At 35.8% G+C, this 14,179-nt stretch carries 12 protein-coding genes and 1 tRNA gene; 7 read left to right on the top strand and 6 right to left on the bottom strand.

All coding sequences use genetic code 11. From position 1 onward, the window contains the following. Nucleotides 1-62 precede the first annotated feature (62 nt). From pfkA to ABYT26_RS07875, 6 genes are all read right to left on the bottom strand, one after another. Entirely contained in the window at nt 63-1,907 is a 1,845-nt protein-coding gene (pfkA, locus tag ABYT26_RS07850; RefSeq protein ID WP_372752602.1) for a 6-phosphofructokinase, read from the bottom strand. A gap of 23 nt (nt 1,908-1,930) precedes the next feature. Continuing rightward, a complete protein-coding gene (cmk, locus tag ABYT26_RS07855; RefSeq protein ID WP_372752604.1) occupies nt 1,931-2,629 on the bottom strand; it encodes a (d)CMP kinase in 699 nt (232 codons plus the stop codon). Between the two features lie 143 nt (nt 2,630-2,772). Then, complete coding sequence (porQ, locus tag ABYT26_RS07860) at nt 2,773-3,795, bottom strand: type IX secretion system protein PorQ (RefSeq protein WP_372752606.1); 1,023 nt, start codon at nt 3,793-3,795, stop codon at nt 2,773-2,775. A gap of 56 nt (nt 3,796-3,851) precedes the next feature. After that, nucleotides 3,852-4,358 carry a YkgJ family cysteine cluster protein gene (locus ABYT26_RS07865; RefSeq protein ID WP_372752608.1) on the bottom strand — a complete coding sequence of 169 codons (507 nt, stop codon included), beginning with the start codon at nt 4,356-4,358 and terminating at the stop codon, nt 3,852-3,854. Between the two features lie 9 nt (nt 4,359-4,367). Then, nucleotides 4,368-5,261 (bottom strand): DMT family transporter, encoded by an 894-nt coding sequence (locus ABYT26_RS07870; RefSeq protein ID WP_372752610.1) that lies wholly within the window; start codon nt 5,259-5,261, stop codon nt 4,368-4,370. A gap of 307 nt (nt 5,262-5,568) precedes the next feature. Further along, nucleotides 5,569-5,644: transfer RNA gene (locus ABYT26_RS07875), tRNA-His, on the bottom strand. A 135-nt stretch (nt 5,645-5,779) separates the two neighbouring features. Here ABYT26_RS07875 and ABYT26_RS07880 point away from each other — a divergent pair. From ABYT26_RS07880 to ABYT26_RS07910, 7 genes are all read left to right on the top strand, one after another. After that, nucleotides 5,780-6,454: a DNA alkylation repair protein gene (locus ABYT26_RS07880; protein WP_372752612.1), complete on the top strand. Its 675-nt coding sequence runs from the start codon at nt 5,780-5,782 to the stop codon at nt 6,452-6,454. Between the two features lie 130 nt (nt 6,455-6,584). Beyond that, entirely contained in the window at nt 6,585-7,337 is a 753-nt protein-coding gene (locus ABYT26_RS07885) for a Bax inhibitor-1/YccA family protein (protein ID WP_372752614.1), read from the top strand. 48 nt (nt 7,338-7,385) lie between these two features. Then, on the top strand, nt 7,386-8,600 hold the full coding sequence (locus tag ABYT26_RS07890; protein WP_372752616.1) for a GNAT family N-acetyltransferase: 1,215 nt from the start codon (nt 7,386-7,388) through the stop codon (nt 8,598-8,600). Nucleotides 8,601-8,686: 86 nt separating this feature from the next. Next, on the top strand, nt 8,687-8,950 hold the full coding sequence (locus ABYT26_RS07895; protein ID WP_372752618.1) for a type B 50S ribosomal protein L31: 264 nt from the start codon (nt 8,687-8,689) through the stop codon (nt 8,948-8,950). A gap of 101 nt (nt 8,951-9,051) precedes the next feature. Continuing rightward, nucleotides 9,052-10,242 (top strand): GlmU family protein, encoded by a 1,191-nt coding sequence (locus ABYT26_RS07900; protein WP_372752620.1) that lies wholly within the window; start codon nt 9,052-9,054, stop codon nt 10,240-10,242. 193 nt (nt 10,243-10,435) lie between these two features. Further along, the gene (gene lon / locus ABYT26_RS07905) at nt 10,436-12,889 is read left to right on the top strand and encodes an endopeptidase La (RefSeq protein WP_372752622.1); all 2,454 of its coding nucleotides are present in this window, start codon (nt 10,436-10,438) and stop codon (nt 12,887-12,889) included. A 120-nt stretch (nt 12,890-13,009) separates the two neighbouring features. Continuing rightward, entirely contained in the window at nt 13,010-14,110 is a 1,101-nt protein-coding gene (locus ABYT26_RS07910; protein WP_372752624.1) for an AI-2E family transporter, read from the top strand. Nucleotides 14,111-14,179 lie beyond the last annotated feature (69 nt).

The following is a 14,179-nucleotide window of genomic DNA, read 5'->3' on the forward strand; positions in this document are numbered from 1 at the left end:
TCGGGTATGAATTCCATTGCGGGAAAATAATCAGGAACAAAAACCACCGCAAACAGATGATATTAAATGGAAAGAATATCGTTTAAACTCACTAATGATTCTTTCACTTTCTTTTTGTTTTTAATGGCTTTGTTGAATGAAACATGAGAAACTTCACCATGAACCATTCCTACCATTATGCTTTTTTGATCATCAAGTAAAGCATCAACAGCAGCAACACCTAAAGTAGAAGCTGTAACACGATCGAAAGCCGATGGAGAACCACCTCTTTGCATGTGACCTAAAACAGAAACACGAATGTCGTATTCGGGGTGTTTCTCTTCAATTTGTTTCGCAATTGCAAATACTCCAGAATCTTTTCCTTCTGCAACAATTACGATACCACTCGATTTGTGTTCTTTGTATCCTTTTTCAAGATAGGTTTGCAATTCTTGAGTATGAGTATCTTTTTCAGGAATAAGAATTGCTTCGGCTCCAGTAGCAATACCACTTCTCAAGGCAATAAATCCAGCATCACGCCCCATCACTTCAATAAAAAACAGACGGTTGTGTGCACTTGCAGTATCGCGAATTTTATCAACCGCATCAATTACGGTGTTAATTGCTGTGTCGTATCCAATGGTGTAATCAGTACCATACAAATCATTATCAATTGTACCTGGAATTCCTACAACAGGGATGTCATATTCCTGAGTAAAAATACGTGCTCCTGAAAATGTTCCATCTCCACCAATTACTACCAAAGCATCTATTTTGTTAGCAATCATTTGTTCGTGAGCCTTTTTTCTTCCCTCTACACTTCTAAACTCTTCACTTCTAGCTGAACGAAGAATGGTTCCCCCTTTTTGAATAATGTTGCTCACATCATGAGATTTTAGTTTTTTAAAATCTCCGTTGATTAATCCCTGATATCCCTGTAAAACGCCTACAACTTCAATTTTGTTGTAGATAGCCGCACGAACAACAGCTCTAATAGCTGCATTCATTCCTGGAGCATCTCCTCCTGAAGTTAATACCCCAATTTTCTTAATTTTAGACATGCTTAAATTGTTTTTATTTTCAAGTTTAATTTTTTCAATGGTTTCTTTCATTAGCCAACCTGGCGTTGATGTTGCACCACTTACGCCAACAGATTTTGCTTGTGCAAACCAATCTAGATTCAATTCATCGGGCTTAGTGATAAAATGACTCTTCGGATTTACTTGTTTGCATACATCATAAAGGAGTTTGCCATTGGAGCTTTTTTTTCCGCTTACAAAAATGATTACATCATGTTTTTGGGCAAATTCTTTTATGAGAGGAACGCGATTGGCCACTTTTCTGCAAATGGTATCGTTAATGGTCAGCGTATTTTTGCTATTTTCTTTTAAATATTTTGCTATTTTGGCAAAGCCAGAAATGGTTTTTGTTGTTTGTGAAAATAATACAATAGGGAAGTTAAGATTCACTAATTGCAGGTCTTCTTTGTTTTCAATAACAATTGCTTTTCCTTCTGTTTGTCCCACTAATCCGTTTACTTCGGCGTGGCCTTTTTTGCCATATATTACAATTTGACCCTTTGATTTTTGAATCTCACGGTATGCTTTTTTTATTTTTTTCTGAAGATTTAGAACAACAGGACAGGAAGCATCTACAATTTGTATCTTATTATTTCTTGCTGTTTCATAAGAACTTGGTGGTTCGCCATGCGCTCTAAATAAAACTTTTTGTCCAGACAATTCTGAAAATTCATTGTGATTTATTGATTGTAATCCTAATTTTTTGAGACGGTCAACTTCTGTATTGTTGTGTACGATATCACCAATACAGAAGAGTTTGTTTTCCTCGTTTAGTATTTCTTCTGCTTTTTGAATTGCATTAACAACGCCAAAACAGAATCCTGCATTAGGATCAATTTCAACCTTCATTATCTATTTTGTTTTTGAAATGTCTATTTTCCAATTTTATTCATTCGTTCCACAATCCAATCTAGTTGCTCCGATGGCGTTAGATGGCTGTTGTTTAGAGTGATTGCATCTTCAGCTTTGCGTAGTGGACTTTCCTTTCTATTTTCGTCGATAAAATCTCGTTTCGATACATTTTCTCTTATTTCATCCAAAGAAATTGTTTCTCCCTTTTCTTTTAGTTCTTTATAACGGCGAATGGCTCTAATTTCAACATCGGCAGTCATGAAAATTTTCAAGTCGGCATTGGGGAAAACTACAGTACCAATATCTCTACCATCCATAATTACACCACCTTCTTTGCTTAGTTCGCGTTGAAAGGCGACCATTTTTTCGCGAACAAATTTTATTTTTGCAATTAGGCTAACATTGTTCGAAACGTCTAGCCTACGGATTTCGTCTTCAACAAGTTCTTTATTTAGAAAGGTTTCGTGACGTTGCTTTTCATTGTTGTACTGAAAAGATATGGATACTTTCTCGATTAAATGAGCTAATTTATTTTCATCAACACGATCATCCGAAATTAAATTGTGTCGCATTGCAAACAAAGTTACCACTCGGTACATTGCTCCGCTATCAATATAGGTGTAACCAATCTTTTTTGCTAAATCTTTAGCTACGGTGCTTTTACCACATGAGGAGTGTCCGTCGATTGCTATAATAAGTTTCTTATCAGGTGTATTCATACAATTATTGCTCGAAATTTTTGTGCAATTGGGTACAAAAGTAAAAAGAAAATTAATGAAAAGATGAGAAATTACTTTAAAAAACGAGGAGCTTAAAATTGTTGCTTTCTGTAATCGATTGAAATGTAGGTATTGGTTAAGAATTATTTAAAATCACTTAAGCGTGTGCTTATGGAGAAATGATTGCTTGCACCCGCCAAATGATACCTTGCTGAAGCGTAATTAATTCGAAAATGAGAGACTTTTAGGCCAAAACCCCAAGTGAATCCTACGGTGGAAACTTTTTCATCGATCTTTAATTCAGCGTTTCGTTGGAAATTGTAGCCGAATCGGACAGTGAAATTTTTCGATGGCAGAAACTCGCTTCCTAAAATAAGGTGTTTAACTGCTTTATTAGAAAAGCTATCTTCCTCTGATTGTTCGTAGGATTCATCCTCTGAGTCTAATTCTGAGTCATAATTCAGATTGAATTCTTCTAAGTGTCGGTAGGTAATAGCAAAGCGGAAAGGAGCATGCTGTAGTTTGGTGCTTAGGCCAACCAAAATTTCATTTGGCAGATCTTCCCGGTGCGAATCGTAATAGGTTTTTATCTGATAACCAAAATTACGCGCTACTATCGACGCTCGAAAGCCTTGGTTTGGGTGGTCGTAAATAAAAGCCAAATCGGTAGCCAAGCCAATGGATGTGTATTTTTCTAAGGAGGAGTAGATGGGTTTGAGCGAAATTCCTATTCTAAAACGTTTACTCAACTCTCTTGCATAACTGATTATTAATGCATAATCGGAGGCTTTAAAGCTCCCTGTGATTTCTCCAAATTCATTGGCCTCGGTAAATTTTCCGTAGTTTACGTAATGCATGGCTATCGAAAAAGTGCCTATGTCTTTGTAATTTTTTGTGTAGGATGCGTATCCATAATTGATATCGGTAATGTAGTTGACGTAGTTTAGGCTAACGTTTTGATCCATATCAGCATGAAGAGCTGCAGGATTGTAGAAAGAATAATCGGCATCGGGATCGCTTAATGCAATTTGAGTGCCGCCGAGTGCCGCAACTCTGGCCGAACTTCCTAAATTGAGGAATTCATAGATATTTTCTCCACCACTTTGAGCTTTTCCAAAGAGAGATATCAATAAAAGAAGACTAAGTAAAGTGGTTGGTCTTTTCATAAAATTGTTTTTCTTACAATTTTTAAAGATAGGAATCCCGATGAAAAATGTGCTGATTAAAGTTGGTCTTTTTTCTTTTTGAGGCGATCGACTACTTCGAAAACAGCAGGGCAGTAATAGGTGTTTTTAAGTGTTATATTAAGAATTTGATAGAAGCGTTTGCGATCGGTATGCGGATATTCACGACAAGCACGGGGGCGATTTTCATAAACCATACAGTAGTTGTCTGGTAATAGAAAAGGGCAGGGGGTTTCTTTAAATACATAGTCGTGTTCATGATCGAGAAGTAAATATTGATCGGTGAATTCGGAAGGTTTCATGCGAAATTGCTTTGCCAATCGCTCAATATCCTTGTCGGTTATCATGGGGCTAATACTTTTGCAGCAATTTGCACATTCTAAACAATCCAGGTCTTCAAATACCTCATTGTGAATTGTTTTAACTAGGGAGTCTAGTTGTTTAGGTTTCTTTTTTTTGAGTTTGGCGAAGAATTCCTTGTTGGCAGTTTCTGTATTTTTTGCTTTTTGAGTCAATTGTTCTAGGTCAATTTTTATATGGCTCATGATCTAAGGCTATTTTCTGAAAAAATTTAATTTGGCTTGCGATAAGAACAGGCCACAAATAACAATGAAAATTCCTGCCATTTTCTGAAATGTAAGAATCTCATCGAGTACAAAGTAGGCAAATATAGCTGTAAATACAGGAATGGCATTGATGAAAATATTGGTTTTGGTAATTCCAATATGGTTAATTCCGTAGGTAAATAAAATAAAGGCCAGGGAAGATGCAAATATAGCTAATTCGAGTAAGGCAATCCATACTTTAATATTTGGTTTTGCGTAGATAAAGTCGTGAAAATCAAATAAGAAAAACCAGGGGAGGAAAAGGGCTATTCCCAACAAATTTTGGTAGGATATTAAGGTGATAGGGTTGTATTTTGCAGCCATATTTTTTAAAACTACCGAGTATCCAACGGCCGCTGCAACGGCTAAAAACATTAAAGCAATGCCAGTAGGCGAAGCTATAAGGTTCAAATTCTTATTGAAAATAATAACAGATACGCCTAGAATAGAAATTAAGATTCCTACAAGACCCATAATTCCAATTTTCTCGCGGTAAAAAATATAGGCCGCTATTGGTGAAAAAAGGGGGATTGTTGAGACGATAACTGCGCCCAAAGTAGATGAAACCAGTTGAAGGCCGAAGCTTTCGCCCATGAAGTAGAGAAATGGCTCAAAAAAGGCCAAAAGAAGCAATTGCATTCGGTCTTTTTTCTTAATAGGCTGTAGCTTTTTTATGCCTTTCCCAATGATAAACAGGAGAATGCTTGAGATAATCAGGCGTAGAAGTACAGTGGTAATTGGATTGTAAATCAAATACACAATTTTTACCCAAACAAAGGAAAAACTCCAGAATAGCATGGATAAAATAATGCTGCCGTAAACCAAAAGTTTTTTTTTACTCATTGAATTTAGTTAGAAATAGTAGGTGCTGAAATTACAGATATTATTTGAGGAAAAAATAGCTTGATTTGGGAAATGCTGATTGGATGCAATTTGTTTTTTGGTAATAAACTACCTCAAATATTGATTTGTTAATGATTGTTTTGTGTGTAAATGATTTAATAGGTATTTTTTAAAACTGAATAGTGTGGATTTAATATGCTTATAAAGAGGGAGATATGTTGCAGTTGTTGAATTGTTTTTAATGCTATTTTGGCTTGAGTATGAAAATAAAAAAAAGCAAACACTTTAAAAGTGTTTGCTTTTTATAGGGTGAAGGACCGGTTTCGAACCGGCGACCTCTGGAACCACAATCCAGCGCTCTAACCAACTGAGCTACAATCACCATTTTTGCTCTAACGCGGTGCAAATATAGAGAAATCTTTAAGTATCATGCAAGTATTTTTTGAAAAAAAATAAAAAAAATATCGTCTAAAGATTATAAACTCTACCTTTGCAGCTAGTTAACTAATTTGAGAAAAATGGATTTTTTTATTGACAATCAAGAAACCGAGAATTTGTTTCAGGAAATTTTCAAGAAAATTCAAATTCTTCGTAATGGTGAGACCCACCATGAAATGAAAAAATTTGGATTGAATTATCAGCATTCATTGGGAGCAACCATTGTAAATTTACGTGAAATTGGAAATGCTTTTCCGAAAGATCATTTGTTAGCACATAAATTGTGGACCAAAGGATTTCGGGAATCAAAAATTGTGGCAACGATTGTTGAGGAACCACAAAAAGTTAATGATGAACAATTGGAGCGATGGTTTGCCGAAATGGATTCCAATGAGTTATTAGAGCAGGCCAGCATGAATCTTTTTCAATACTTGCCAAAGATAAAAACTTTATTGCCCCTTTGGATGAAAAGTGGAATGCCTGCAAAACAAGCTTGTGCAGTTATGATTGTAGGAAGAATGGCCATGAATCAGAAAAAAGAAAATGAAGAGTTTTATATGGATTTTGTGGATTTACTTCCTGTAAAATTTGAAGATGCTTACCTACAAAAACAAGTAAAACGATCATTAGGAAAAATGGTTCGTAGGGGAGAACTTGTTGCGAACAAAATACTTGTTTTGGTTTCTAGACTGCAAAAAACAGATGAGGATTGGAAAGACATTTGGGAAGATCTTCAGTACGAATTGCAATTGTAAGTTTTTTTAATGTATTTTAAATCTAGATGTGCTTTTCAGTCTAGGAAAAGAAAATTAAAGAAAGTAAATTTGAAATCTATTTTACGAGAAAATTAAAAATAGAATTTTAAGAGATTAGAAGTAAAAGATTATGGGATATACTAAAAGTTCAAATCCAGTTTTAAGCGAAAAAATATTTTCTTCTTCGCGAAGTGGATCTTATGGCGAGTCCATGACAGTAAACGGAACCATAAATAAAATTGGCTTGTTGCTGTTTTTTTTGGTTGCTGCGGCTAGTTACACATGGGGATTGTATCAGGATACAATGGATCCCGCTAGTGTAACGCCTTGGTTAATAGGTGGTGCTATTGTAGGTTTAATTCTTGCTTTGGTTACCACATTTAAACCTGTTTGGTCTCCCTATACAGCTCCTTTTTATGCTTTGGCCGAAGGTTTACTTTTGGGCGGATTATCGGCAATGATGAATACTGCTTATCCCGGAATTGTGATTCAGGCTGTAGGCTTAAGTTTTGCAACATTGTTTGCTATGCTTTTTGCGTACAAAAGCGGATTGATTAAAGTGACCGAAAAGTTTAAATTTGGAGTTGTTGCTGCTACAGGAGGTATTTTTATTTTTTACATGTTGAGCTGGATTTTAGGCATGTTTGGTATTGGATTAAACTTTGCTAATGATACAAGCTTGTTGAGTATTGGAATTAGTCTGTTTGTGGTGGTTATTGCGGCCCTTAATTTGGTTTTAGATTTCGACTTTATCGAAAAAGGAGCACAATCAGGAGCACCTAAATACATGGAATGGTATGGTGCATTTGGCTTAATGGTTACATTAGTATGGTTGTACGTGGAGCTGTTAAGGCTTCTTTCAAAATTGGCCAGACGAAATTAATTTTGCATAAAATTTTGCGATTTTAGAGAACTTAAATAAACGAATCGAGTGAGGATAGTTGAAGTTAATAGTCAAAAGCATCGAAAAGAGTTTTTAGATATTGCCCGAAGCATTTATAAGAATGATTCAAATTATGCATGTCCATTAGATGTTGAGATTGAGGGGATATTTGATCCTAATGAAAATTCATTTTTTAAACATGGCGAGGCGTGTCGTTGGGTACTTCATAATGATGAAGGAACAGTAATTGGACGAATTGCCGCTTTTATCAATACAAATAAAGCTTATTCTTTTGATCAGCCTACTGGTGGTTGTGGATTTTTTGAATGTTTAAATGACAAAAAGGCAGCTTTCCTTTTGTTCGATACAGCGAAAGAATGGTTGCAAGCGCGTGGTATGGAAGCCATGGATGGGCCCGTAAATTTTGGTGAAAATGATAATTATTGGGGACTATTAGTCGATGGCTTTTTACCGCAAGGTTATGGGATGCCTTACAATAAGAAATATTACCAATCATTTTTTGAGGATTATGGATTTCTGATATTTTTTGAGCAATACAGCTATCATTTAGACCTTACCAAAGCATTTCCTGAACGGTTTTGGAAGATTGCCGAATGGATTGCAAAAAAACCAGGATTTACTTTTGAGCATTTTACTTATGCTAATTCTGAGAAGTACATTCAAGATCTGATTTCTATTTATAATGAGGCCTGGAAATTTCACGATAATTTTTCACCAATTGATCCTGCGGACATTCGTAAAATGGCTCAAGAAGGAAAAGGCGTAGTTGAGGAGGAATTTATCTGGTTTGCTTATCACGAAGGTAAACCTATTGCATTTTTTGTGATGATGCCAGATATCAATCAGATTTTGATAAAAATGGATGGGAAATTCAATTTGTTCCACAAATTGAAATTTTTCTACTACCTAAAAAAGAAAACAATTACGCGTGCCCGAATAACAGTTATGGGGGTAGTGCCTAAATATCAGAGGTTCGGTGTTGAGTCGGCTATTTTTTGGCATATGGATAAAGTGATGAAACGTAAACCTCACTATAAAGAGGTGGAACTTTCATGGGTTGGCGATTTTAATCCGAAAATGGTTTCCATTTATGAGTCGGTTGGAGGAGTTAAAAAGAAGACTCATTATACCTATCGACTGCTTTTTGATCCGAATAAACCCTTTAAGCGAACTCCGATTATCCCTCTGGAAAACAGAGGGAGTAAGGGAAAGAAAAAAAATGCAAAGGAAAGTGTCGAATAATTTATTTATTTTTTTGCAAAACAAATTACAATATCTACCTTTGCAGCCTATTGGAAGTAGATTATAAGAAACTAAAGGATAATAAAATGAAACAAGGAATACATCCGGAAAATTACCGACTTGTAGCTTTTAAAGACATGTCAAACGATACTGTTTTTATTGCTAAGTCAACTGCAAACACGAAAGAAACAATTGAGTTCGAAGGTGTTGAATACCCTGTAGTAAAGCTAGAGATCTCTAATACATCTCACCCTTTTTATACTGGTAAGATGACATTAGTAGATACTGCTGGACGTGTTGATAAGTTTATGAACCGTTACAAAAAACACATGGACGACCTTAAAAAGTAAGATTACTAAGTCTACGATACAAAGAAAAAGCCTCGATTATTCGAGGCTTTTTTTTATTTTTGAGAATATATACACTACTTCTGAACTAAAACACTACTTCAATGAATTATATTCTTTTTGATGATGTGGTATGGAACGATCTTCGTCCACTCACATTTACTCGTCCAGTTTGCGAAATTCGGGTTGGTATTTTAACTATTCGCGAAAAGTGGGAAAAATACCTTACTGCAACTTGTAGCTATTTAACTAAGGATTATTTATCGCACAAATATCCGCTGGTTTTGTATGATAAAAATATGCTGATTAATGCTTCCGTACTCCCTAGTGTGGAGTTGAGAAATGCAATTTCGAATTTGAATGAAGGAGAATATTTAAGCAAAGATGGACTTGTTCTTGCAGCCTATTTGAATGCTGAAGACCTAAAACTTGTTAATGAGAAAGGAATTCTTGAGAAAAAGGAAATTGTGTTCGGTTTTGATTTTATAAGAGTCGTAAAGCCCTACGATATCTTTAAATTAAACGATCAGGCGATACGAACTGATTTTAATTTGCTGACAAAGGGAAGAAAATCACAAGAAATTAGTGGTAGTGTAAATGTTTTGGGGAAAGAAAATGTTTTTCTTGAGGAAGGAGCAAAAGTAGAATTTGCTACGCTAAATGCCACAGATGGACCTATTTATATTGGAAAAGATGCCATTATAATGGAAGGATCTTTAGTTCGGGGTCCATTGGCAATGTGTGAGCATGCTCAATTAAAAATGGGAGCTAAGGTTTATGGAGCAACTACTCTGGGACCGTATTGCAAATGTGGTGGAGAACTAAATAATGTTGTATTATTTGGCTATTCGAGTAAAGCCCACGATGGTTTTTTGGGGAATGCGGTATTGGGCGAGTGGTGTAATATTGGGGCAGACACGAATAATTCCAATCTGAAGAATAATTATTCGGAAGTAAAATTATGGAGCTACTCGAGTAAACATTTTGAGAATACAGGTTTGCAATTTTGCGGTACCATTATGGGAGATCATTCTAAATGTGGTATCAATACCATGTTGAATACCGGAACCGTAATTGGTGTGAGCGCTAATATTTTTGGAGCTGGCTTTCCTCGGAATTTTATTCCCTCTTTTGCCATGGGAGGAAATCATGGTTTTAAAGAGTATCGCCTAAAAGCTTGTTTTGAGGTGGTAAGCTTAGTAATGCAACGTAGAGGATTAGAATGCAATGATACCGAAAGAGATATTTTAGCACATGTGTTTGAAATGACCGAAGAGTATAGAAAATCTTTTTAATAAATTAGTTGTAAATTAAAAGTTGTGAGTTCTTTCTTTTTAGGGATAGAACTCATATTTTTTTATTTTGGCATAGCTATTGCCAAGTATGTACTGACCCATTAATTTGGGGAGGAACAGACATTTTGTCATTTACAGAAACGATGAATGTTTATTTCCTTTATACAGAGTAAAGAACATGACAATCAAAGTAATGAGTAGAAAGATTGAAATTAATATAAGTGATATTGCATTGTCGAATATGATGGACGAAGATTCAGATTTTATTCCAATTATAACTGATGAGGATGAAAATGCCTTGGATGAACTGCAGGTTCCTGACAGTTTGCCAATTCTTCCTCTTCGGAATACGGTTTTATTTCCTGGGGTAGTGATTCCAATCTCGGTAGGAAGAGAAAAATCTTTGAAATTAGTTCGCGAGGTTTATGCTAAAAAAGGAATGTTGGGAGCAGCCACTCAAATTGATTTGAGTGTGGAAGAGCCTCATTTTGACGATATTTATAAAATTGGTACTGTTGCTCAGATTATCAAGATTTTAGAAATGCCAGATGGTTCAACAACCGTAATATTACAAGGGAAAAAGCGATTTGAACTAGAGGAAATCATATCTGAAGAACCTTATCATATTGGAAAGGTAAAAACTCTGAAAGACATCCGTCCAGAGGTAGAAGATAATGAATTTAAAGCGCTTGTTTCATCGGTTAAGGATATGGCTGTTAAGGTGATTAAATTGTCGCCACAGATTCCAAACGAAGCCAGTTTTGCCATTAAAAACATCGAAGGGTCCTCTTTTCTAATTAATTTTATATCAAGTAATTCGGAGATAAAGCACAATCAAAAACAAAAATTGCTTCAAATTGATGAAATTGGAAGTAGAGCCATGAAATTGCTTGAATTGTTGGTGCGTGAAGTTCAGGTTTTAGAACTGAAGGATGATATCCAAACCAAGGTGAAAACGGATATGGATCAGCAGCAGAGAGAATATTTGTTGCATCAGCAAATGAAAACCATTCAGGATGAACTTGGTGGTGGACAAAACGATCAGGATGTTATTGATTTAGAAGAAAGAGCCAAATCAAAAGATTGGAACGAAGAGGTTGCAGTTGTTTTTGAGAAAGAATTAGGCAAACTTCAGCGTTTAAATCCAGCCTCGGCAGAATATTCGGTGCAGTTAAACTATCTCGAAGAATTGCTCGATTTACCTTGGAATGAATACACTACGGACAATTTCGATTTAAAAAGAGCTCAAAAAGTTCTCGATCAGGATCATTTTGGTTTGGAAATCGTTAAAGACAGAATCATTGAGCATTTGGCGGTCTTAAAATTAAAAGGAGATTTAAAATCCCCTATTTTATGCTTGTATGGCCCCCCGGGTGTTGGTAAAACATCTTTGGGAAAATCGATAGCTCGAGCTTTGGATCGTAAATATGTCAGAATGTCTTTGGGTGGCTTGCACGATGAATCGGAAATTCGTGGTCACCGAAAAACATACATTGGAGCTATGCCTGGACGAATTATCCAGGGAATGAAAAAAGCTGGATCAGCGAATCCTGTTTTTATTTTGGATGAAATTGATAAGGTAAGTAATGATTTTCGCGGAGATCCATCTTCTGCTTTGCTAGAGGTACTCGATCCCGAACAAAATAATGCTTTTCACGATAACTTTTTGGATGTAGATTACGACTTGTCAAATGTTATGTTTGTAGCTACAGCCAATAATATAGGAGCCATTTCGGCACCTCTTCGCGATCGTATGGAAATGATTGATGTAAGTGGTTACATTCAGGAAGAAAAAGTAGAGATTGCTAAAAGTCATTTGATTCCTAGGCAAATGGAAAATCATGGGATCACATCAAAAGACGTGAAGATTTCCAAGGAGGTAATTGGTGAAATTATCGATAAATATACTCGGGAATCTGGAGTGAGAGCTTTGGATCAGCGCATAGCAAAAGTGATGCGACGAATTGCTCGTAAAGTTGCTATGGAAGACTCCTATGACATTCAAGTGAAGGTAGAAGATCTGAAAGACTTATTGGGTGCACCAATTTTTAACCGCGATAAATACCAAGGAAACGAATATGCCGGTGTGGTAACGGGTCTGGCTTGGACTTCAGTTGGCGGTGAAATCTTATTCATCGAATCGAGTTTATCTCAGGGCAAGGGAAAATTAACCCTTACAGGTAACTTGGGTGATGTGATGAAAGAGTCGGCTTTGTTGGCTCAAGAATATTTAAGAGCTCACTGTGATAAATTAAATATTAAAAAGGAAACTTTTGATGAATGGAACCTACATGTTCACGTTCCCGAAGGTGCAATTCCTAAAGACGGTCCTTCGGCTGGTGTGACCATGGTTACGGCTATGGCTTCTATTTTTACACAACGAAAAGTGAAGAAAAATCTGGCTATGACAGGTGAAATTACTCTTAGAGGAAAAGTATTGCCAGTAGGTGGAATCAAGGAGAAAATTCTTGCTGCCAAACGAGCAGGAATCAAAGAGATTATTCTTTGTAACCAGAATCAAAAAGATATCGAAGAGATCAAGGATGTTTATTTGAAAGGCTTAAAGTTCCATTTTGTAGATGAAATAATGGAAGTACTGGATATTGCTCTGATGAAACAAAAGGTTGATCATCCGATAAAAATATAATTATCATTTAATTATGAAAGGGCTTTCGCAAGAAAGCCTTTTTTTGTTTAGGCTTCCTGATACCATAAAATTTCTTACTTTTAAACTGTTCTAACAAAATACAAAAACGATCAATTACCTATGGATGGAAAAGGAAAATATTATATTGTAGCTCTCGGATTTATTTTGCTAGCGCTACTGTTTTGGTATTTCAGCAATATTGTAACCTATGTTTTAATTTCAGTAGTTTTGTCTTTTATAGGACGTCCTGTTGTTGATTTTTTGAATGGGTTAAAGATCAAAAAATGGCAGTTTCCTTCCGTTCTATCTGCAGGATTAACCTTAATTCTCCTGTGGCTAATTATGATTATGTTCTTTCGAACTTTTATTCCGATGATCGCTGCTCAGGCTCAAGATTTATCCAATATCGATGTAAATGCAGCTGCACAAAGTCTTGAAGAACCTATGCAGAAACTTGAAGCATTTATTGTACAATATTCGATTGGAGGAGAGGCATTTAACTTGAAAGCTGTATTGGTTAAAAATATATCGTCCATTGTGAAAGTTTCGGATGTTTCGGATGTTTTTGGTTCATTGGTGGGTACTTTGGGGAATGTTTTTATCGCCCTATTTTCCATTTCATTCATAACCTTCTTTTTTTTGAAAGACAGTAGTTTGTTTACCGAAGGAGTTGTTTTATTGGTGCCAGCACGAAACGAAGAAGGTGTTCGACATGTATTGGATTCCATTAAGAATTTACTGATGCGTTATTTTGTAGGTTTGTTTTTTGAGGTAATATTGGTTGGATTTATGGTCACCATTGGCTTAACCATTGTTGGTTTGCCTTTTAGCACAGCTGTTGTTATTGGGTTATTTGCCGGAATTATGAATGTGATTCCCTACATAGGACCAATTATAGGTGCGTGTTTTGGAATGATGATAGGTATTGCCACTAATCTGGATGCTGATTTTTACACAGGAATTATTCCTTTGTTAGGATATATGGCTATTGTTTTTGCCACCGTTCAAATTATCGATAACATTTTGTTTCAGCCTTTAATTTACTCGAACAGTGTAAATGCTCATCCGCTCGAAATTTTCATTGTAATTATCATGGCAGGTAGTATGGCTGGAATTTTGGGTATGATGTTAGCTATACCCGCTTACACCATTTTGCGTGTAATTGCTAAAGAATTTTTTAATAAGTATCGATTCGTGAAAAAGTTGACAGAAAAAATATAGCTTTCATTTTGCTGTTAGTTGTGATATTACCAGCAGCAATAAGATTGTATTCGCACAAAAAAAGCGTGA

It is taken from the genome of Labilibaculum sp. (assembly GCF_041595635.1).
Taxonomy (GTDB): domain Bacteria; phylum Bacteroidota; class Bacteroidia; order Bacteroidales; family Marinifilaceae; genus Labilibaculum.